This window comes from Rahnella laticis, from assembly GCF_015644585.1.
GTDB classification, from domain to species: Bacteria; Pseudomonadota; Gammaproteobacteria; order Enterobacterales; family Enterobacteriaceae; genus Rahnella; species Rahnella laticis.
The window spans coordinates 176,153-198,100 of record NZ_JADOBI010000009.1 but is presented as its reverse complement, the minus strand read 5'-3'; the positions used below and the strand labels follow the sequence as shown (position 1 = coordinate 198,100).

20 protein-coding genes are annotated in these 21,948 nt (G+C 53.2%); 3 read left to right on the top strand and 17 right to left on the bottom strand.

What is annotated here, in order from left to right:
* Positions 1-58: 58 nt before the first annotated feature.
* The 13 genes from bamB to trmJ form a co-directional block, all read right to left on the bottom strand.
* Positions 59-1,240 (bottom strand): outer membrane protein assembly factor BamB, encoded by a 1,182-nt coding sequence (bamB, locus tag IV433_RS19210; protein ID WP_195815503.1) that lies wholly within the window; start codon positions 1,238-1,240, stop codon positions 59-61.
* 11 nt (positions 1,241-1,251) lie between these two features.
* Positions 1,252-1,872 carry a YfgM family protein gene (locus IV433_RS19205; protein WP_152324571.1) on the bottom strand — a complete coding sequence of 207 codons (621 nt, stop codon included), beginning with the start codon at positions 1,870-1,872 and terminating at the stop codon, positions 1,252-1,254.
* Positions 1,873-1,885: 13 nt separating this feature from the next.
* The gene (gene hisS / locus IV433_RS19200; RefSeq protein WP_195815502.1) at positions 1,886-3,160 is read right to left on the bottom strand and encodes a histidine--tRNA ligase; all 1,275 of its coding nucleotides are present in this window, start codon (positions 3,158-3,160) and stop codon (positions 1,886-1,888) included.
* 131 nt (positions 3,161-3,291) lie between these two features.
* Positions 3,292-4,413 carry a flavodoxin-dependent (E)-4-hydroxy-3-methylbut-2-enyl-diphosphate synthase gene (gene ispG / locus IV433_RS19195; RefSeq protein WP_104921069.1) on the bottom strand — a complete coding sequence of 374 codons (1,122 nt, stop codon included), beginning with the start codon at positions 4,411-4,413 and terminating at the stop codon, positions 3,292-3,294.
* Between the two features lie 42 nt (positions 4,414-4,455).
* Positions 4,456-5,442: a cytoskeleton protein RodZ gene (gene rodZ, locus IV433_RS19190; RefSeq protein WP_195815501.1), complete on the bottom strand. Its 987-nt coding sequence runs from the start codon at positions 5,440-5,442 to the stop codon at positions 4,456-4,458.
* Positions 5,432-6,193 carry a type IV pilus biogenesis/stability protein PilW gene (gene pilW, locus IV433_RS19185; protein WP_195815500.1) on the bottom strand — a complete coding sequence of 254 codons (762 nt, stop codon included), beginning with the start codon at positions 6,191-6,193 and terminating at the stop codon, positions 5,432-5,434. The genes rodZ and pilW overlap by 11 nt, the downstream gene beginning before the upstream one ends.
* Positions 6,194-6,284: 91 nt before the next feature.
* On the bottom strand, positions 6,285-7,487 hold the full coding sequence (locus tag IV433_RS19180) for a bifunctional tRNA (adenosine(37)-C2)-methyltransferase TrmG/ribosomal RNA large subunit methyltransferase RlmN (RefSeq protein ID WP_195815499.1): 1,203 nt from the start codon (positions 7,485-7,487) through the stop codon (positions 6,285-6,287).
* Between the two features lie 226 nt (positions 7,488-7,713).
* Positions 7,714-8,139 (bottom strand): nucleoside-diphosphate kinase, encoded by a 426-nt coding sequence (gene ndk, locus IV433_RS19175; protein WP_101076359.1) that lies wholly within the window; start codon positions 8,137-8,139, stop codon positions 7,714-7,716.
* Between the two features lie 219 nt (positions 8,140-8,358).
* Positions 8,359-9,222 carry an enhanced serine sensitivity protein SseB gene (sseB, locus tag IV433_RS19170; RefSeq protein ID WP_195815498.1) on the bottom strand — a complete coding sequence of 288 codons (864 nt, stop codon included), beginning with the start codon at positions 9,220-9,222 and terminating at the stop codon, positions 8,359-8,361.
* A gap of 76 nt (positions 9,223-9,298) precedes the next feature.
* Positions 9,299-10,609, bottom strand: a complete 1,311-nt coding sequence (gene pepB, locus IV433_RS19165) for an aminopeptidase PepB (RefSeq protein WP_195815497.1) — start codon at positions 10,607-10,609, stop codon at positions 9,299-9,301.
* Positions 10,610-10,721: 112 nt separating this feature from the next.
* Complete coding sequence (locus IV433_RS19160; protein WP_195815496.1) at positions 10,722-11,897, bottom strand: IscS subfamily cysteine desulfurase; 1,176 nt, start codon at positions 11,895-11,897, stop codon at positions 10,722-10,724.
* A gap of 323 nt (positions 11,898-12,220) precedes the next feature.
* On the bottom strand, positions 12,221-12,715 hold the full coding sequence (iscR, locus tag IV433_RS19155; RefSeq protein ID WP_101076364.1) for a Fe-S cluster assembly transcriptional regulator IscR: 495 nt from the start codon (positions 12,713-12,715) through the stop codon (positions 12,221-12,223).
* 218 nt (positions 12,716-12,933) lie between these two features.
* On the bottom strand, positions 12,934-13,671 hold the full coding sequence (gene trmJ / locus IV433_RS19150; RefSeq protein WP_152324579.1) for a tRNA (cytosine(32)/uridine(32)-2'-O)-methyltransferase TrmJ: 738 nt from the start codon (positions 13,669-13,671) through the stop codon (positions 12,934-12,936).
* A 126-nt stretch (positions 13,672-13,797) separates the two neighbouring features.
* On the opposite strand from trmJ, the gene suhB reads away from it, so the two are divergent.
* Positions 13,798-14,601 (top strand): inositol-1-monophosphatase, encoded by an 804-nt coding sequence (gene suhB, locus IV433_RS19145; RefSeq protein ID WP_101076366.1) that lies wholly within the window; start codon positions 13,798-13,800, stop codon positions 14,599-14,601.
* A 99-nt stretch (positions 14,602-14,700) separates the two neighbouring features.
* Here suhB and IV433_RS19140 read toward each other — a convergent pair whose 3' ends face one another.
* Positions 14,701-15,720, bottom strand: coding sequence for a nickel/cobalt transporter (locus tag IV433_RS19140; RefSeq protein ID WP_195815495.1), 1,020 nt, complete (start codon positions 15,718-15,720; stop codon positions 14,701-14,703).
* On the bottom strand, positions 15,711-16,310 hold the full coding sequence (locus IV433_RS19135; RefSeq protein WP_229893547.1) for a DUF1007 family protein: 600 nt from the start codon (positions 16,308-16,310) through the stop codon (positions 15,711-15,713). The genes IV433_RS19140 and IV433_RS19135 overlap by 10 nt, the downstream gene beginning before the upstream one ends.
* 253 nt (positions 16,311-16,563) lie before the next feature.
* On the opposite strand from IV433_RS19135, the gene csiE reads away from it, so the two are divergent.
* The gene (gene csiE, locus IV433_RS19130) at positions 16,564-17,844 is read left to right on the top strand and encodes a stationary phase inducible protein CsiE (RefSeq protein WP_195815493.1); all 1,281 of its coding nucleotides are present in this window, start codon (positions 16,564-16,566) and stop codon (positions 17,842-17,844) included.
* Here csiE and IV433_RS19125 read toward each other — a convergent pair.
* Both IV433_RS19125 and glyA read right to left on the bottom strand, forming a co-directional pair.
* On the bottom strand, positions 17,841-19,001 hold the full coding sequence (locus IV433_RS19125) for a 3-phenylpropionate MFS transporter (protein WP_195815492.1): 1,161 nt from the start codon (positions 18,999-19,001) through the stop codon (positions 17,841-17,843). The genes csiE and IV433_RS19125 overlap by 4 nt on opposite strands.
* Before the next feature lie 163 nt (positions 19,002-19,164).
* On the bottom strand, positions 19,165-20,418 hold the full coding sequence (gene glyA, locus IV433_RS19120) for a serine hydroxymethyltransferase (RefSeq protein WP_195815491.1): 1,254 nt from the start codon (positions 20,416-20,418) through the stop codon (positions 19,165-19,167).
* Positions 20,419-20,746: 328 nt separating this feature from the next.
* On the opposite strand from glyA, the gene hmpA reads away from it, so the two are divergent.
* Complete coding sequence (hmpA, locus tag IV433_RS19115) at positions 20,747-21,937, top strand: NO-inducible flavohemoprotein (RefSeq protein WP_195815490.1); 1,191 nt, start codon at positions 20,747-20,749, stop codon at positions 21,935-21,937.
* The last annotated feature ends 11 nt before the right edge of the window (positions 21,938-21,948 follow it).

Sequence of the window (21,948 nt, the reverse complement as noted above, 5' to 3'; positions counted from 1 at the left end):
AGGAGCCGTTTTAAAGGCCGGGATCAACCGATCTCAAAGCCAGACGCGGGTCGCGATATCAGCGTGTAAAGGAGTAAACTTCGCCGCCTTTCGCCTGCACAACCAGCTTGTCGCTTGCCACAATTGGCGCGCTCAGGAAGCCATCGCTGTCAACTTTCTGCTGAGCAACAAAACGGCCATCCGTGGTGTTGATCCAGTGCAGATAACCTTCGGAATCGCCGACCACAAGGTAACCATTATACAGCACAGGTGCCGTCAGGTTACGGTGCAGCAATTCGCTTTGACGCCACAGGCTCACGCCGCCCTGGGTGTCGAGGGCCATGACGCGGTCATCCTGATCGACCAGGTAAATACGGCCAGCATCAACGATGATGTCATTCACGGAACCCACATCACGTTTCCACGCAATCTGACCGGAACGCAGATCCATCGCCACCAGATTGCCGTTGTAAGCCAGCGTATACACAACGCCATCAACGATAACCGGCGTGGTATCCACATCGCTCAGACGGTCGATTTCAGTCGTACCGGTAGTCTGAGAAATACGTTGCTGCCAGATCAGCTGACCTTCTTTCATCAGAACGGCGCTTACGCGACCGTTATCACCGCCGACGATAGCTGCACCAAACGCAACCGCAGGCGCAGATTCACCGCGCAGGGAAAGCGTTGGCATATCAAGGTTAGCGGTCCACTGGATTGTACCATCGGACTCACTCAGACCCTGCAACATACCGTTACCGGTGTGAACCAGAACCAGACCATCGCTGACGACTGGACGGGATAACGCTTCACCCGCCACTTTGGTCTGCCATGCCACTGTACCATCAGCCGTGTTCAATGCGTAAACCACAGCTTTTTCGCTGCCGACGTAAACATGAGAACCGGAAACTGTCAGGCCACCGGAAAGCTGAGCCGAGATATTGCTGGAGAAGAAACCGGTTTTTTCAGACAGGTTAACACTCCATTTTTCCTTCCCGCTGTCTGCATCCAGCGCTTTCACCACACCAAAGCGGTCAGCGGCATAGATGGTGTTGTCCTGCCAGGCAGGATGCAGGTTGGAATAGTATTCGCCTACGCCATTGCCGACAGACTTGCTCCAGACTTTCGTCGGAGTGAACTGGTTTTCAACTTTTGGCAGCGGGGACATTTTCACAACGTCTTCTTCGCTGTTAAACAATGAACAGCCACTCAGCAGGGCAACAGAAACCCATCCTACCAAGAGTGTTTTACGCAATTGCATCGGGGTTCCCCTTAGCTGGCTAAGTTGTTCAATTTCATACGCAGCATGGTTTGCAGCGTTTGAGAGGGTTTAGAATCAATTCCTTTGCTGTAGGCTTCGCGAGCACCTTTTGCATCGCCTTTTGCCAGCAGAACATCACCGCGGATGCCTTGCTGCATTGCCACCCAGCCTTCACCCTTCACGCCGTCTAACGTTTTGAGTGCATCATCAAATTTGCCTTGCTGCATCTGGACACGAGCCAGACGTAAATTCACCAGCGAATGTAAATTGTCTTCTTTTGCAAAACCTTGCGCCTGCGCCAGCTGCTTTTCAGCATTCGCGAAATCTTTCGCTTCCACGAAATGATCGGCCAGTTGCAGGGCAGCAAATACCCCGTAATTGTTGTCATTGCTCTGCGCAAATTTTTCGAGGTCAGCAACGCCCTGAGCGCTATTCGCGGTCAGCGATTGATTAGCTTTCTGGAAAGAGGCAGAGGCTTCCGTCAAGGCTGAGTCCTGATGGCTCTGCCAGAAACGCCAGCCACTCAGGGCTGCAATACCCAGAACCACGCCGATGGCCAGCGCTTTACCGTTCTCGGCAAAGAAGCGACGTACAGCATCAACCTGTTCATTCTCAGTGGTATAGACTTCCACAGTGTCCTTCTCCTTAACCCAACATCGAAGCCAGACGCGCGGCGAGTTCGCTTTGCGCCAGCGTTTCTTGCGTTCCACTTTGCAGATCTTTTACAACAACCTGCAGGTTTGCGACTTCATCTTCACCCAGTACCAGGGCAACGCGTGCGCCCCATTTGTCAGCACGGGCAAATTGCTTTTTGAAGTTACCGCCACCGTAGTTAGTCATCACTTTCAGTTCAGGCAGTGCATCACGCAGCGTTTCAGCCAGTTGCATCGCCGCACTTTGCGTACCCGCACCAGAGGAAATCACATAAGCATCTACCGTCGCAGGTGCTTTGAAATCTGGATTTACAGCCTGAACCAGTAAGACCAGGCGCTCCAGTCCCATCGCGAAACCGACAGCAGGTGTTGCACGACCACCCAATTGTTCTACCAGCCCGTCATAACGGCCACCGGCACACACGGTGCCCTGCGCGCCCAGGCTGCTGGTTACCCATTCGAATACGGTGCGGTTGTAATAATCCAAACCGCGCACAAGTCGCTGATTAACCGTATATGGGATACCAGACTGCTCTAAAAGTTCACACAGACCTGCAAAGTGTTCTCTTGATTCTTCATCAAGATAGTCCCCCAGCGCCGGTGCATCGTTCAATAATGCCTGAACATCCGGATTTTTGGAGTCCAGCACGCGCAGCGGATTGCTGTACATACGGCGTTTGCAGTCTTCATCCAGCTTATCTTTATGCTGCTCAAGGAAAGCCACCAGCGCATCACGATAATTAGCGCGGGCTTCCAGAGAGCCGATAGAGTTCAGCTCAAGCGTAACGTGTTCAGCGATACCCAGCGCACGCCACCAGCGGGCGCTCAGGAGGATCAGTTCGGCATCAACGTCCGGGCCGTGCAGGCCAAAGACTTCCACACCCAACTGATTAAACTGACGATAGCGGCCTTTTTGCGGACGCTCGTAGCGGAACATCGGGCCGATGTACCACAGACGTTGCTCCTGATTGTACAGCAGACCATGTTCGATACCGGCGCGGACGCAGCCAGCTGTACCTTCAGGACGCAGCGTCAGGCTTTCACCGTTGCGGTCTTCAAAGGTATACATTTCTTTTTCCACGACATCGGTCACTTCACCGATAGCGCGCTTAAACAATGGGGTCTGCTCTACAATCGGCATACGGATTTCACTGTAGCCGTAACCGCCGAGCACTTGTTTCAACGTACCTTCGATACGCTGCCATAATGCCGTGTCTTCAGGCAGATAGTCGTTCATGCCGCGAATGGCCTGGATATTCTTTGCCACGTCAGTTCTCTATCGTTTTATAAAAAATGAACCCGATTATAGGGGTTTTGTGCCCTGCGGTTCAACGCGCAGACACTTTCCCCTACCGGGTTCAATATAATGCAGGCGTCCGCAGACGCCCGCAACCGATGTTACTTTTCAAGATGATTGATAACGATACGTTTACTCTCATCCATAATCGCCGCTTTGGCGCGAATTTTTGCTTCTAACTGGTCAATCATATCTGTGTTATCAAAACGCTCTCTCTGACGAACGCCATCTTCGTAGAAACCGCTTTTATTATGACCGCCTGTAACACCAATCGTGGAGACCAGCGCTTCTCCCGGACCATTCACCACGCAGCCGATGATTGAAACATCCATTGGCGTAATGAGGTCTTCCAGACGCTGTTCCAGCGCATTCACCGTACCGATGACATCAAATTCCTGACGCGAACAGGTCGGGCAGGCAATGAAGTTGATCCCACGGGAACGGATACGCAACGACTTCAGGATATCAAAACCGACTTTCACTTCTTCGACAGGATCGGCCGCCAGTGAAATACGCAGCGTGTCACCGATACCTTCTGACAGCAGTAAACCCAGACCGATAGCCGATTTAACGGAACCGGCGCGCAGACCGCCCGCTTCCGTGATCCCAAGGTGCAATGGCTGAACAATTTGTTTGGCGAGCAGGCGATACGACTCAACAGCCAGGAAAACGTCAGAAGCTTTCACGCTGACTTTAAACTGGTCAAAGTTGAGGCGGTCGAGAATATCGACGTGACGCATCGCAGATTCCAGCAGCGCTTGCGGCGTAGGTTCGCCGTACTTTTCCTGGATATCTTTTTCCAGAGAGCCGCCGTTGACACCGATACGGATAGGAATATTTTTGTCGCGGGCGCAATCCACTACGGAGCGGATGCGGGATTCGTTACCGATATTGCCCGGGTTAATACGCAGGCAATCCACGCCGTATTCTGCAACTTGCAGCGCGATGCGGTAATCAAAATGGATATCAGCGACCAGCGGGACATTAACCTGCTGCTTGATAAGTTTGAACGCCTCAGCGGCATCCATTGTAGGCACGGAAACGCGGACAATATCGACACCCACGCGTTCCAGTGATTTGATTTGTGCGACTGTAGCCGCTACGTCTGTGGTGCGGGTGTTGGTCATCGATTGCACTGCAATCGGCGCTCCGTCACCTACAGGCACCTTGCCGACATAAATCCGGGTTGATTTGCGACGGGTAATGGGTGCTTGGTTATGCATTACTTCACTCTCCATCGTTACAAGCGTCTGACAAACTGCCGATTACTCGGCAGCTAAGGTCAGGCGTGCAACACGGCTTGATTTTACAAAACGACTTAAATCAACCGGTTTGCCCTGGAATTGGATATCCACCGCACCCGGAGCACCGATTTTCAGCTTATACGGCGCAGTGCCCTTAACGCTGAGAGACTCGCCGCCTTTTTTGATGCCGCTGAACAGGGTTTTACCTGATGCGTCGTCGATTTGTAACCAGCAGTCAGCCTTGAAAGTCAAAGCAACCGCTTGTGGATCGGCACCTGCTGCCGTGGCAGTTTGTGCGTCACCCGTAGGCAGGCCATTCTCAGCCGATGTTGCTGGCTGGCTGGTAGAAACCGCTGCCGGTTCCTGTGAACCCGTTACAGCCGGTGTAGTGCCTGCGGTAGTAGCAGGAGCCGGTGTAGTATTCAGCGGAATACTGTTTTGTGGCTGCGGCTCGGTCGCCTGCGCAGAAGACGTATCTTCTGTGGTCGGTGCAGAGTTCGCGTTATCGCCCAGTGGAACCGCTTGCCCCTGACCATTATCCTGATTTAGTTGCGCAGAAGACTGGTCAGCCATGGTGGCGATTTCCTGCTGCTGCGCCTGATGGTTTTGCCACCACCACGCACCGGTCAGGCCGATCACCACAAACACCACCAGCCAGGTAAAGCCCATCAGCCAGCCATCACGTTTTTTGCGAGACTTACCCAGGGAAAAACCCTGCATCGAAGCAACTTTCGGCACTTTAATGGGAGCTTGTTTACCAATCAGACCTAACAGTTCCTCTTCAGGAACGTGTACCAGCTTGGCGTAAGAGCGCAGATAACCACGCAGGAAAGTCGGCGCAAGATCGGCCGGCGTCGTTTCTTCTTCGATTTGGCGAATAGTCGAGACTTTCAGACACAGGCGTTCTGCAACGGCCTGATGACTGAGACCTAACTGTTCACGAGCCTGACGCAGACGTTCGCCTGTGGTCAGTTTTGCATTATTTTCTTGGGAGGCTTCAGTATTCATTAGCTAAGAACTGCTGGTACTGTTTAGATTGTGGATAACTACGCGCAAGCTGCTTACCGTAGCGTTGAACGCTATCCGGATTGCCCGCTAACGCAGCGAATCGAATTTGTAACATGATACTTTCAGCAGTGGCTGGCAGAACATGTTGATATACATCCAGTAATAGTTTCGCCTGAGCGCGGTTCCCTTCCCCAAATTCTTTGGTTGCCTCAGTCAGCAAGGGTGCGCCTTTATCGGGATCAACTTTTAATGCCCGGCTTAGTAACACTCGCGCTTCCTCATTCTGATTGGCCTTCAGAAAACAGTAGCCTGCATTTTCCAGACTGTCAGCTACCTGACCGTAATCAGGTGCATTAGCTGCGGCGCTAAACTGCTGTTGTGCGGGTACATACTGCCCTAAACTACACAAAAACGCACCGTAATTATTCATCACAGTGCCATTTTGCGGTGCCAGCTTCAGCGCTTGCTGGTAGCGGCTTTGCGCAGCTTTCTGATCGCCGTTTTTTTGCTCGTAAAGCGCCATTCCGAGCTGAGTGCGATAATCATTTGGCGCGCCATCCACGGCTTTCTGTAAATTTTGCTTTGCCGCGTCCATATTGCCCTGAGACAGATATTCCATCCCCAGCTCCAGACGCGTCTGCGCTGCGCCCGTGGCCTGTTGCGTTTCTTTCGGTGTACCGGAACACCCCGCCAGCAGCGCAACGGAGATTCCCGCTGCAATCAGCAACTTCACACTGCCATTCATTGTCATGCTTAATTCCCTTTATCTTGCCATCGACAACAAAACGGGGGCTTACCGCACTGCACAGTAACCCCCTCGCACTCTTTAAGGCTTATAGCGACTACACGGCTTTTACGGAAATCTGCTGCTCGCCTGCCATTTTTTTCTTCAACGTACGTTTAGTACGGTCGATCACGTCGCCCGCCAGTTGCCCGCACGCAGCATCAATGTCGTCGCCACGGGTTTTACGCACAATCACCGTGAAACCGTAATCCATCAGCACTTTCGAGAAACGGTCAATACGGCTGTTGGAGCTGCGGCCATACGGTGCGCCCGGGAACGGGTTCCATGGGATCAGGTTGATTTTGCACGGCGTATTTTTCAGGCGTTCTGCCAGTTCATGCGCATGTTCAGTGCCATCGTTGATGTGGTCGAGCATAACGTATTCGATGGTCACACGGCCCTGATTGGCGTTGGATTTACCGATATAACGCTCAACGGCAGCCAGGAAAGTATCGATATTGTATTTGCGGTTAATCGGTACGATTTCGTCGCGAATGGTGTCATTTGGCGCGTGCAGGGAAATGGCCAGTGCCACGTCAATCATGTCGCCGAGTTTATCCAGCGCAGGCACAACACCCGAGGTGGAGAGCGTGACGCGACGTTTTGACAGACCAAAACCGAAATCGTCCAGCATGATTTCCATTGCCGGTACCACGTTGTTCAGGTTCAGCAAAGGCTCGCCCATTCCCATCATCACCACATTGGTGATAGGACGCGTACCGGCCACTTTTGCGGCACCGATAATTTTCGCCGCACGCCACACCTGCCCGATGATTTCGGACACGCGCAGGTTACGGTTAAAGCCCTGCTGGGCGGTTGAGCAGAAAGTACATTCCAGCGCACAACCTACCTGAGAAGAAACGCAAAGCGTCGCACGGTCGCCGTCCGGGATATACACGGTTTCGACCAGCTGGCCGCCAACCTGAATCGCCCATTTGATGGTGCCATCGGTTGAACGCTGTTCGGACGCCACTTCCGGCGCACGGATTTCTGCAACGCGGGCCAGTTTTTCACGCAGCGGCTTGTTGATATCGGTCATTTGCTCGAAATCATCGCTGCAATAATGGTACATCCACTTCATGACCTGATCAGCACGGAACGGTTTCTCGCCCATGTTGATGAAAAACTCACGCATTTGTTTGCGGTTGAGATCAAGAAGGTTAATTTTTGCGGCAGCAGGCGGCACGACAGTGTTCACGGCTTCTGCGGAAACGGGAGTGTTCTCAGACAAGGTATGCTCGGGCGTGTTTGATTCTAACATGATTAAAAATGGCCTCGTTGTTACACGTTATGGCGTATTGGAAGTGCAGAGCCGAAACCTTTTCGGAAACTGACGGCCTGCAAATAAATTGCGCCCCGACGAGGCTGGCTCATTCGGGGCGCAACATTGTACAAATTTTAGGGCAGTGTTGCCATGTTTGGAAGGCGCCTGTTACAAAATTCTTACGAATTTGCGGCCTGTCTTCCAGCAACCGGTGCCAAAAATCTTAACGCGGGCAGATTTCGCTTTCGGTGAAGAAGTAAGCGATTTCACGTTGTGCAGATTCTACAGCGTCAGAACCGTGAACAGCGTTAGCGGTGAAGCTGTCAGCGAAGTCTGCACGCAGGGTACCGGCCAGCGCGTTCTCAGGGTTAGTTGCGCCCATGATATCGCGGTTACGCTGAACAGCGTTTTCGCCTTCCAGAACCTGAACCATGATCGGGCCAGACGTCATGAACTCAACCAGACCATCAAAGAAAGGACGGCCTTTGTGTTCAGCGTAGAAGCCTTCTGCCTGCTCTTTAGTCAGTTTCAGCATTTTAGACGCGATGATGGTGAAACCAGCGCGTTCGAAACGTGCGTAGATAGCGCCGATGTCGTTGTTAGCTACGGAGTTTGGCTTGATGATGGAGAAAGTACGTTGGATAGTCATGAAAACCTCTGTCTGACTTTTATAGGTAGGGCCGGTTAATTTAATGTTATACCTGCCGTAAAATGGCGGTGATTATAGGGAGCGAAGTTACGATTGCCTACCTGAATCACAACATTTAATTAAAAAAATGTGTCATTAATTCACTATCGCACCCAAACCGCCCATTTTTCGTAAACAAAGCGGAAGAGAACGGCATACTCAGCCTCTCCCGCATACCTCTTACGCCTGACCCGAAGAGGGAATAATGTTGCGCAGCCAGCTGCCCCACTTGCGCTGATAGAAAGGCTGCGTATGGCTGATCAGATAATGGCTGATGCCACGCTCTTTTTCGGAAACGATACAGAAATCCACCGGGCGATCGTCCGGGGACGTTTCACTCGCCACATTCCCGGCTTCGCGGATCAGCGCGTCGATCTCCAGCTCATCACCGTCGGCTTCAACACCAATCAACAGGTTGGGCTGGTCATCCACCGCTTTATCGTGGATCAGCGCCATAAAGGCACGGCGTACCGGCTTTTTCTGGGTAAAAAGCGTCGTTAGCGCATCAATCATGGCTGAAGGATATTCTTCCGGCTGACCAATCAGTAACTGACTTTCTTTGTCCAGCACCAGCTCTGACGGCGCATGTAATCCGCCGTTGCTCAGCAGCAGCGTGACTTCGTTTGGGGTGAATTCCTTTCCGTATTCGGATTTCGGATTCAGAAACAGCTCATCGCCCTGCGTCATTTCAAACAACACACGGGCAGGCAGCGCAACAAACGCCTGCTCGTCGGGACTTTCGCCCGCGCTGGCTTTTTCAAGCACATCAACTGAAGAGAAGAAAGGAATGACCGAACTGCCGTCCTGTTTTTCCCAGTGCAGGATATTGAGTTCGCTACCGGCGGTGATCGCCACACTGCCCTGCTTTTCCGCGTCATCCTGACCTGCATCGCCCAGCACGAAAACGGTGGAATCCAGCAAGGTCTGGTAAAACGCCGGGCGCCAGGCAGGCGCGCTGACGGACAGGCGAAGCAGACGCTCCAGCTCATTTTCCCCGTTTACCGCTGCGGCTCCCGCAGGGAGATGATCGTGTGGGACACTCATAATACTGACTCCGGTAATGGTATAAAACGGGGCGCTAATCAGCGCCCCGTTATTCTTACTTAAACAAATGATTCTGTTATTTAGACTTGGCTAACAAGAGGTTAGCGACGGTACGCACACCCAGACCAGTCGCGCCTGCAGACCACTGGTCAGCCGCGCTTTTACGGTAGGTTGCAGAACAGTCGATGTGCAGCCAGCCTTTCTTATATTCAGTGACGAAATGAGACAGGAAAGCCGCCGCCGTACTTGCGCCCGCAGTGTGTGCAGGACCGGCGATATTGTTCAGCTCTGCAAAATTGGAAGGCAGATGCGAACGGTGGAACTCTTCCAGCGGCAGGCGCCAGAACGGTTCATGTTCTTCTTTCGCACTTGCCAGCAACTCTGCCACCAGCGCATCGTCAAAGCTGAATAACGCATGGTAATCGTTGCCCAATGCGGTTTTGGCCGCACCGGTCAGCGTTGCCGCGTCAATGATCAGCTCCGGATTTTGCGCAGAAGCGTCGATCAGGCCATCAGCCAGAACCAGACGGCCTTCGGCATCGGTGTTCATCACTTCAACCGTTTTGCCGTTGCGGTAGCGGATGATATCGCCCAGTTTCAGGGCATTTCCGCTTACCATGTTATCCGCGCAGCACAGGTACAATTTCACACGTTTGTTCAGACCATTTGCCGCCGCCAGCGCCAGCGCGCCTGTCAGGGTAGCCGCACCGCCCATGTCAGCTTTCATGGAATCCATGGAAGCGCTCGGTTTCAGGCTGTAGCCGCCGGTGTCAAAAGTAATCCCTTTGCCGACCAGACAGGCATAAACCGGCGCTTCAGCGTCGCCGGTCGGGTTGTAATCGAGTGCCAGCAGAACCGGCGGACGGTCAGAGCCACGGCCCACAGTGTGGATACCCATGTAGCTTTGCTGACGCAGATCGTCACCTTTGGTGATGCGGTAGCTGACTTTCTCGTTGCCAAATTCACACATCAGATCGACTGCGCGGGTCGCCAGTTGCTCAGGCGACAAATCTTCTGCCGGGGTATTGATGGTGTTACGCACCCAGTCGATGATTTTCAGACGCTGTTGCAGCGCGGTAGTGTCATCTTCAGACAGCTCAGCCCATTCGACATTTCGCGTGCCTTTCGGGCCGCGGAAACCCTGCCAGAATGCCCAGCTATTTTCGAGATCCCAGCCTTCGCCTGCCAGCTTGACGTTTTTCACGCCCTGACCATCAATACGGCGTGCCGCACGGGCAATCGCAGTCAGCGCATCGCCCTCTTTCAGATGGATAGTCATGCCATCAGAACCGGTGCTCAGCGTCGCTTTTTCACCCCAACGGGCATCTGCTGGCTGGGAAGAAAGGAACACGGACATGGCTTCATTGGTGTTTACGTCGGAACTCATAACAGCACTCCTGATTTATTATTTTCAAAGACAAGTTTTATCTTCAATGAAAGTCTTTTCTTCAATGACAGGTAAATCGCCCTTTAAATAGGGTGGCACTTCACGATAAATGTCAGGCTTTCGCCGTATAAACCGGTGGCAATTCACGTAAGCGGCGAACAGATTTCACTACCAGCGCAATTGCATAATCAATTTCTTCTTCCGTTGTCCAGCGGCCCAGCGAGAAACGCAACGAGGCATGCGCCAGCTCTTCGTTAATGCCCAGCGCACGTAAAACGTAAGAAGGCTCGAGGCTGGCTGACGTACAGGCTGACCCGGAGGAAACCGCCAGATCTTTCAGCGCCATAATCAGGGATTCCCCTTCAATGCCGGCGAAACTGACGTTCAGAATATTGGGTGCAGCATGTTTGGCGGAACCGTTCATAAAGACGTGGTCCAGCGCCTGAATGCCTTTCCACAGACGGTCACGAAGCATAGTCAGACGATCAACTTCCGTCACCCTTTCTTCTCTGGCGATGCGATAGGCTTCACCCATCCCGACAATCTGATGCACCGGCAGCGTCCCGGAACGCATGCCGCGTTCATGCCCGCCGCCATGAATTTGCGCTTCGATGCGGACTTTCGGTTTGCGACGCACGTACAGCGCGCCGATACCTTTCGGGCCATAAATCTTGTGCGCGGAAAACGACATCAAATCGACCGGCAACTCGCTGAGATCAATATCAATTTTCCCCACGCTCTGGGTCGCATCCACGTGGAACAACACGCCACGGCTGCGGCACAGTTCGCCAATGGTCGCGATATCCTGCACCACGCCGATTTCGTTATTCACCTGCATGATGGACACCAGGATCGTGTCCGGACGCATCGCGGCTTCAATGGCCGCTGGCGTGATAAAACCGTCAGCCTGTGGTGCCAGATACGTAACCTCAAAACCTTCGGTTTCCAGCTGATGGCAGGTATCAAGCACCGCTTTATGCTCAGTCTGGCTGGTAATAATATGTTTGCCTTTCTCGCGTTGCGCGTGCGCGGCACCTTTGATCGCCAGATTATCGGATTCTGTCGCGCCGGAAGTGAATACGATTTCACGCGGATCGGCATTTATCAGTTCGGCAATCTGGTTACGCGCCACATCCACAGCCTCTTCGGCCTGCCAGCCAAAACGGTGAGAACGTGAAGCCGGATTACCGAAAGTACCGTCCAGTGTCAGACACTGCATCATTTTCTCGGCGACGCGCGGATCAACCGGCGTAGTGGCAGAGTAATCGAGATAAATAGGTAATTTCATGGCAGGCAAGCTCCGGACTGCGCGTTCTGTTGCAAACGAAAGAATTAAAAAAAACGACACCCAGTTTAAAACGGCTTCACGAATTCTTAAAAGGGAAATGACGTTTTGCGGGCACTAAACGGTAAGTATTGGCGTCTGAAAATGCAAAAACCCGCGGAAATGTGAATTCCCACGGGCTTCTTAAAACATAAATCTCAGCATTCCCTAAATCATTCGTGTTGCATCAAGGCGGCAACGGAGCAAATCCCCTGGAGCATACAGTAGTATGTGACCGGGGTTTGCGACGGCAGCCAACGCCGAGGCGGCGCGAAGGATGACGGGGATTAGGCTCTGAGATTTACGTTGATCGTCTCCATCTGACGGCCATTCGGCTGACGACGGATTTCACCGTTCTGACGGTCGGCCACTTCCAGGATTTCCTGGTTGTTGACCAGCTCTGCCAGTGTGATGTTGTTGAGGAAACCGCTGATGCGCTCGCTCAGATCACGCCACAACGTGTGCGTCAGGCAACGTTCGCCGTTCTGGCAGCCTTCTTTACCCTGGCAACGGGTCGCATCGACAGATTCGTCAACGGCAGTAATCACCGCGCCAACTGCGATATCACCGGAATCTTTGCCTAGCAGATAACCACCGCCCGGACCACGAACACTGGCAACCAAACCATTTTTACGTAAACGCGAGAACAACTGCTCCAGATAAGAAAGAGAAATACCCTGACGCTCAGAAATATCAGCCAGTGGTACTGGTCCTTCCTGTGAATGCAGTGCAACGTCGAGCATAGCGGTCACGGCATAACGGCCTTTGGATGTCAGTCTCATAGCATGGTTACCTGTTTTAAATGTCTTTTAAAAACGCACGAATGCGGTTGATGCAAATGAGTCTGACATTCCCGAGTAAATCAGTCAACTATTTAACCGAGTAATTTACTCAAGTATTACACAGAGGAAAAACAGGCGTTTTTGCCTCCACAAGTGAAGGCACCGCAACACAATGATTCACATAACAAAAAATCGCCTTAATAACCAAAAAAACAGGCTTATTCTTTGTTGTTATGAGTCTTTTCAATCGACGTCAGAATGCCGCGCAGGATGTTTAGCTCCTGAGATTCAGGTCGCGCACGGGTGAATAAACGGCGTAATTTGCTCATAACCTGACCCGGATGAGCCTGGCGAATGAAGCCGGTTTCCAGCAGCGTCTGTTCAAGATGCTGATAAAAACGCTCCAGATCGTCGACCAGCGGATACGGCGATTCTTCGTATTCCACCTGCGGTTTTGCGGCTTCGAGTAAAGCCAGATGCGCGACGCGAACTTCATACGCAATAATCTGCACGGCCATCGCCAGATTCAGCGAGCTGTATTCCGGGTTCGCCGGAATGCAGACGTGGTAGTTACATTTTTGCAGCTCTTCATTGGTCAGCCCGACGCGTTCGCGCCCGAAGACCAGCGCAACCGGCGCGGTTTGTGCCGCTTTGGCGCTGTGCTCACCGCATTCACGCGGCTCAAGCATAGGCCACGGCAGCGTACGGGAACGCGCACTGGTGCCGATCACAAGGCTACAACCGGAAAGGGCTTCATCCAGCGTATCAACGATGGTGGCGTTGCCGATCACATCGCTGGCACCGGCAGATAAAGAGATGGCCTGAGAATCAGGTTTCACCAGTGGATTCACCAGATAAAGGCTTGATAAACCCATGGTTTTCATAGCGCGGGCAGTAGAACCCATGTTACCGGTGTGGGACGTTTCAACTAAGACAATGCGGATATTAGGCAGCATACAGACTCTGGGCAGACGGAAAATCACAACAGCCTAACACAACGGTAGTTAATTTTCAGAACCCCTGCTATACTGCGCGCCGTTTCCCGTATTCCCGTTCTTTAACATCCTAGTTGGAAGATATCCATGCATCCGATGCTCACCATCGCCGTGCGCGCTGCGCGCAAGGCCGGTAACCTGATTGCCAAACATTACGAAACGCCAGACTCTGTAGAAGCTACTCAAAAAGGTACCAACGATTTTGTTACCAATGTAGATCGCGATGCAGAACACATGATTATCGATGTCATTCGTAAATCCTACCCAAAACACACCATCATCAGTGAAGAGTGTGGCGAGCTGGAAGGCGAAGACAAAGACGTACAATGGATTATCGACCCGCTGGATGGCACCACCAACTTCGTTAAACGCTTCCCACATTTCGCTGTTTCTATCGCCGTGCGCATCAAAGGCCGCACTGAAGTCGCGGTAGTTTACGATCCAATGCGCAACGAACTGTTCACCGCAACCCGTGGTCAGGGCGCACAGCTGAACGGTTACCGTCTGCGCGGCACTAACGCGAAAGATCTCGACGGCACCATTCTGGCGACCGGTTTCCCGTTCAAAGCCAAACAACACGCAAAAAGCTACATGAACGTCGTGGGCAAACTGTTCACTGAATGTGCTGACTTCCGTCGCACCGGTTCTGCTGCGCTGGATCTGGCCTATGTGGCTGCTGGCCGCGTTGACGGCTTCTTCGAAATCGCCCTGAAACCTTGGGATTTTGCCGGTGGCGAGCTGCTGGTTCGTGAATCAGGCGGCGTTGTGACTGACTTCGTTGGCGGCCACAACCATTTCTCTTCCGGTAACATCGTTGCCGGTAACCCACGCGTCGTTAAAGGTATTCTGATGACCATGCGTGATGAACTGAGCGAAGCGCTGAAGCGTTAATTTCGCCGGTTTCGGGTCGTAAGACCCAGAAAAAACGGACGTCCATTTATTGGGCGTCCGTTTTTTTATGTCTGCGGTTCAGGATTGGCAGCGAGAGGATTAACGCCCGAAAGGCCCGCCGGTGATCGGAGAAACATCACCGCCGCCGGTGCTGTAGAGCAAAATGCCCACCACCAGCAACACAACCCCGCCGGTCAGTGCCACCAAAGACCAGGCGATGCGCTGCCACGCGGCAGGCGTCCGGCTTGCGCTCAGTTTTACTGCCAGCGAACGGCTGTAAAATACCAGTACACCGATGAGCGACACGGTCAGCGACGTGCCGATGGCCATCGTGATGGCAGAAATCACGCCCCAGCTGTAAACGCCGATCACTTTGGAGAACAGCAGAACCATAATCGCGCCGGAGCACGGGCGCAGGCCCATCGCCAGCACAATCGCGATTTGCGTACGTAAATCACCGCCCGCCTGAAGCTGCTGATCGCTCGGCACGTGCTGATGCCCGCAGCCACAGTGTTCGTCATGAACGTGCGGCTGAGTGCCAAGCGGAGAAAGGCTGTGGATGCGCATGGCCGGTGCTGGTTGCAAACTTTTGATCGTCTGCCAGACCCGTTTAAGCGCCCGCCAGCACAGCAACAAACCGAGAAGAATCACCAGAATGAAACTGCCCCGCTCCATCCAGAAACTGCTCTGATGAAGCTGGCGTGAAGAAAGCTGTAAAACGCCAAGCACAACGCTGACCAGCAAAATCGCCACCAGCCCCTGCACAATGGCGGAGGCAAACGTCAGTTTCAGGCTGTTTTTCAGGCGTGACGGATGCGTCGCCAGATAGGTCGTGATAACGATTTTTCCGTGCCCCGGCCCGATGGCGTGAACCACACCATAAATCAGACTGAAACCCGCCAGCGTCATGCCTGCCTGTAACGGATTTTCTTTCACCTGCCGCAAAAGCCCGGCCAATTCCTGATGCAAATCCCGCTGCCAGATAATGCTGCTGAGCAGAATTCGCGGCCAGAAGTGGAACAGCGCAAGCGCCCCGCACGCCAGCAGGATCAGAAATACCGCCAGCGGCCATAAATCCCGCCAGGAAAAAGTTTTCGATGGCGTTGAAATTAATGACATTCGAGTGTGACCTTCTGGGCAAATTGCTGACCAAGATCCATGTCTTCCGGCGGCGCATCAGCCTTATCCAGCGACAACGCGTAGCTTTGCAGCGAGGCGTCCGGTTTAGGAGTAAATAACGCGAGCGTGCAGCGTTTTTCCAGATCCGGCGGAAGGTGCAGCGCGGTTTTGTCTTTGTACGTCATATCCACAAAATAGGAGGGATCGAAGGTCGAGAACTGCATCGGTTTGCCCGCCAGCGGTTGCGGGTGCGCCAGCGGAAGCACAAACTCCAGCACCGCCTGATCGCCTTTGCGGGAAAGCGCATATTCACTGGGTAGATCGAGATATTTCACCGGTTTACCTTCGCGGTAGAAATCGGTGAAATAGTGCTGGCTGAGCACCCGCGCCATGACTTCTGCCGCCAGTTTCTTCCAGATATCCGATCCCGCTTTGGCATTCTGCGCGTCATACAGCAGATCGGCGGAGGTGATTTCGTCCATCGTCCAGACCATTTTCAACCCGGTCAGCGACGTTGCGTCAGCCACCAGCGTGGTTTGCATATCAATAAAACTGTGCGGATGCGCCAGCACACTGGCTGGCAGGCACATGAGCGCTACACCCAGCCATTTCGCACAGCGGGAAACAGGCCGGTTCCTGGCTTTGTTCAAGTTCATCTCCCTGTAAAGCGCCATCATATTGTTACTTAGTAACAGTATTTTGCTGTGCATTTAAGCGGTCGTCAAAAATATCTGTGATCTGAGTTGTAAGCCGGAGTAAAACCCAATGCCGGTGCCTTATCGCAGGCAGTCGCTTTGCTATGCTTGACTAATAATTTCACGCGACATCATTACAGAAGGTGATATGACCCCAGAAAAACAGCCCTCTCCAGCGCTTTCCGCTACGCAACGTCGGTGCCATGTGTTGCTGATGCTGTACGCGCCGCTGACGGCAGTTCAACTGGAGATCATCAGCGAAATAAACGGCGTCGGGCTGAGCACGACGTGGGAAGATCTGGCCGAAGTCACCTGCGAAATCCAGCGGATCCACCATCTGGATGTGTTGCAGTACAGCGAAAAAGAGTGCCGGATCCAGGGCGATCAGCTCGCCCAGCGCCTGTGCCTGTTTCAGGGATTACGCCGCACATTGCGCATTTCTCCTGATTTCGTCTCCCGCCATTTTATCCCGTGGCTGCACATCGCCTTTGACGGCCAGACCTGCCAGAAGGTGGCGCTGAGAAATGACATTCTCGGCGTCGTGATCGAAGACTGTTCGTCGCTGCTGCCGAAAGCGCTCAGCCAGCACGATCGCCAGCTGATGCAGATTTGCCTCCAGTATTGTTTATGGCAAAACGACCGGCCCACCGGCTTAAATTTCACGGAACAACAGCGCCGCTGGCTGCGGGAAAAACCGGAATACGCAGCAGCGCGTGAAATTTATGTTCAGCTGCAAAGCCTCAGTAACGGTTTGCTGGATGACTGCGAGTGCGAATTTTTTACCCTGATACTGCGCATGTTAAAAAACCACAGTTACCAGAGTTCCGGTTCGACGGAAGATCAGCGTCTGCTGCTGGAAATTGAAAATATGGTGGCGCGCTTTCAGGAAATCGCCGGCATGAAATTCAGCAGCTACGAAGGGCTGGTCGGCCAGCTTTTCGCTCATCTCGGCCCGGCCATTGAGCGCTGCCATTTCGGTATTGGTATCGATAATCTGATGCAGGAAGAAGTGAACCGGATGTATCCGCGTCTGGTGCGCACCACGCGCGAAGCGCTGAAAGGGTTTGAAAACGAATATCTGATCAGTCTTTCAGAAGATGAAATCGGGCTGGTGGCGATTACGTTTGGCGCCTGGCTGATGCAGGGCAATGCCTTGCAGGAAAAACAGATTTTGCTGCTGACGCATGACAATCCGCAGCTGGAAGAAGCGGTCGAGCAACAACTGCGCGAAGCCACGCTGCTGCCGCTCAATATCAAGTATCAGACGCTGGCGGATTTTTATCAGTTCGGCGCGCCGGGCGGCGTGGCGATGATTGTCACGCCTTACGCCATCCGCAGCACCGACGCCGATCCTTTAGTCATCCACACTCAACTGCCGCTGGCGAAAGAGCAGCGAAAACGTATCCGCTCGCTGCTCGAAGCTCCCTAGCTGGCTGCCTCAGCCGGCGCTGAAGGTGTGACGTTCGGGCGCAGGAAAATCGCCGGAACCACCAGCACCGCCATCACCCAGAATAATCCGGCGTGAAGATGCTCGAACAGGAAGCCGGAAACCATCGTCATAATCGCCACGCCACCGCCCATCGCCAGCGCGGAATAAACCGACTGCAACCGGATCACCTGATCGCGCGGGCGCGAAGCGATGAAGCGCATACCCGCCAGATGGCAAACGGTGAACGTGCCGCAGTGCAAAATCTGGATCACGATCAGCCACGGCAGCGCGGTAAATTCGCCCATCATGCCCCAGCGGACAACGCCGCACACCGCCGATAACAACAGCAAGTCCCGCGCAGACCAGCGCCGGAAAAGCTGATGGCTGAAGGTAAAGACCAGAACTTCCGCCACCACGCCCAGCGACCATAAATAGCCGATGGTCGTTGAGGAATAGCCGACGTCCTGCCAGTAAATCGCGCTGAATCCGTAATATGCCGCGTGCGCGCCCTGCAATAACGTGACGCACAACAGGAACCGCCAGACCGGCGTTTCGCCCAGTAACGCTTTCCACGAAATGGTCGGCGCACCGCTTTCGCGCGGTTCCCCCACCGGCTTCACGCTCGGGCGCAATAGCATGCCGAGCAGCATCGCCGCGATGCCCGCCGTCAGCGTATACAAAATCGCGTTATGGCCGTAAACCTCAACCAGCTTGCCGGTGACCGCAGAACCGATGACGAACGCAATCGATCCCCAGACGCGCACTTTGCCGTAATCCATATTGATCTGGCGTTGCAGCGTACCCGCTAATGCATCGGTCAGCGGCACTAACGGCCCGAAGAATAAGCTAAAACCGGCAATGTTGATCATCAGCCATGCCCAGCTGTTGCCAAACCAGAACCCGACGGCAAACGCCAGCGTGAGCAACGCAAGAATACGCAACCCGGTAATGAGATGAGACGGGTCTTTAATCGACGGAGAAATAATTAACGTGCCGAGAAAGCGGGCGACTAAACCGGCACCGAGCAACAGGCCGATGCTTTCGGAGGAAATCCCCTCGCCTTTTAGCCATAAGCCCCAAAAGGGAAGAAAAATGCCGTAACTGAAAAAATAGGTGAAATAACTGAGTGCAAGCCAGCGCGTGGAACGCAATTCCATAAATCCTCCGGTGTGAGGCCAATACTTTGACAAAGCTCACAATCGCTAGCAATCCGCAGACAAATTCTGACTCCCATAATGTCTGCCAGCTCACAAATTCTGATACATGCCCATAAAAAAACCCGCCGGAGCGGGTTTTAGCTGCTTAACGGCTCCGCAAATATTATGCGTAAACCGGGAAGCGTGCACAGATATCGAGAACTTTCTGTTTAACGCGTTCGATAGTCGCTTCGTCGTTCACGTTGTCCAGCACGTCACAGATCCAGCCAGCCAGTTCACGGACTTCTGCTTCTTTGAAGCCGCGACGGGTAACAGCAGGCGTACCGATACGTACACCAGAAGTGACAAACGGGCTCTTCGGATCGTTTGGCACACTGTTCTTGTTCACGGTGATGTTTGCGCGGCCCAGAGCGGCATCGGCTTCTTTACCGGTCAGGTTTTTATCGACCAGATCCATCAGGAACAGGTGGTTGTGCGTACCGCCGGAAACCACTTTGTAGCCACGATCCAGAACCACAGCAACCATCGCCTGCGCGTTTTTAGCAACCTGTTGCTGGTACGCTTTGAACTCAGGTTCCATCGCTTCTTTCAGTGCTACCGCTTTACCGGCAATCACGTGCATCAGCGGGCCACCCTGGCCACCAGGGAAGACAGCGGAGTTCAGTTTTTTGTAGAACTCTTCGCTGCCGCCTTTCGCCAGAATCAGACCGCCGCGTGGGCCAGCCAGCGTTTTGTGCGTGGTGGTCGTGACGATGTGTGCATGTGGAACCGGGTTCGGGTAAACGCCCGCAGCAATCAGACCGGCAACGTGTGCCATGTCGACGAAGAAGTACGCGCCAACGCTGTCTGCGATTTCGCGCATTTTTGCCCAGTCAACGATACCGGAGAAGGCTGAGAAGCCGCCGATGATCATTTTTGGTTTGTGTGTTTCGGCCTGACGTTTAACGTCGTCATAGTCGATGTCGCCGCTTTCGTCGATGCCGTAAGGCACCACGTTATACAGTTTACCGGACAGGTTGACCGGCGAACCGTGCGTCAGGTGACCGCCGTGCCCGAGGTTCATCCCCAGAATGGTGTCGCCCGGTTGCAGCAATGCGGTGTAAACCGCGAAGTTAGCCTGTGAGCCGGAATGTGGCTGAACGTTAGCGAAATCAGCACCGAACAATTCTTTTGCACGGTCGATAGCCAGTTGTTCAACGATGTCGACGTACTCACAACCACCGTAATAACGTTTGCCCGGATAGCCTTCGGCATATTTGTTGGTCAGCTGCGAACCCTGAGCCTGCATAACGCGCGGGCTGGTGTAGTTTTCTGACGCAATCAGCTCGATATGTTCTTCCTGACGAACAACTTCTTTTTCCATTGCTGCCCACAGCTCAGCATCATAATCGGCAATGTTCATTTCACGCTTTAACATCCGCATCTCCTGACTCAACAAACTAAAAATAAACGCCCCTTCCGGGTTCTGCGCAACAGTGTAAATGTTTAGGCCGCCTTCGGATAGGGTCAGTTTCAGGTTTTTAAGCAAACGATTGGCTCCAGATGCAGCAAGGCTTTGATCTGCGAACCTCTGCCCATAATCAAGGGAATTTTATTCACCTGAACATGGTCAAATTTCAGCTTTGTGAGATACCGCTCACTGGAAAATAGCCCTACCCCTTTAGGGGGTGTTTACAGAAATTGTGGGTTTATATAAGATGCATTTAAAATGCATGTTTATATAAAATCTAAAAACGGAGTTCACTATGCTAGATGCTCAGACTATCGCAACCGTTAAATCGACTATTCCTTTGATCGCGGCTACCGGCCCGAAACTGACGGCCCACTTTTATGACCGCATGTTCGCGCACAACCCTGAACTGAAAGACATCTTCAATATGAGCAATCAGCGTAATGGCGATCAGCGTCAGGCGCTGTTTGATGCCATCTGCGCTTATGCGGCGAATCTCGAAAATCTGGCGGCGCTTTTACCCGCTGTGGAACGCATCGCGCAGAAACACACCAGTTTTATCATTCAGCCGGAACAGTACAACATTGTCGGTGAACACCTGCTGGCAACGCTGGATGAAATGTTCAGTCCGGGTCAGGAAGTGCTGGATGCGTGGGGCAAAGCCTACGGCGTGCTGGCGGGCGTATTTATCAATCGTGAAGCAGAAATCTATAAAGAAAGCGCCGAAAAAACCGGTGGCTGGAGCGGCACCCGTGAATTCCGCATTGTGGAAAAACAGCCGCAAAGCGAACTGATCACCTCTTTCCTGCTGGAACCTGCTGATGGCAAGCCGGTGGCAGATTTCCAGCCGGGGCAATATCTGGCGGTCTATATCCGCGATGCTTCCCTGGAAAATCAGGAAATCCGTCAGTATTCCCTGACACAGGCACCGAACGGCAAAACGTACCGCATCGCGGTTAAACGTGAAGGTCAGGGCGCGGTTTCTAATTTCCTGCATAACTTTGCGCTGCCGGGCGACATTATTCACCTTGCAGCGCCGCACGGTGATTTCTTCATGGATGTCAGCGAAACCACGCCGGTCGCGCTGATTTCCGCCGGTGTTGGTCAGACGCCGATGTTAGGTATGCTTAACACGCTGGCACAGCGCGGTCATAAAGCACCGGTTCAGTGGCTGCACGCCGCCGAAAATGGCGCGGTTCATGCGTTTGCCGGTGAAGTGAAAAACGCACAGACCCAACTCCCGCAGTTGGAAAGCCATGTCTGGTATAACCAGCCGCTGACAAGCGATTTACCCGGTGAAGATTTCCAGTATCAGGGGCTGATGGATCTGAGCAAAGTCAGCGAAAAACTGACCGATCCGGCAATGCATTTCTACCTGTGTGGGCCGGTGGGCTTCATGCAGTTTGCCGCAAAACAACTGCTGGCACTGGGCATTGCCGAAGCCAACGTTCACTACGAATGCTTCGGCCCGCATAAAGTCATCTGACTTTGAGAATA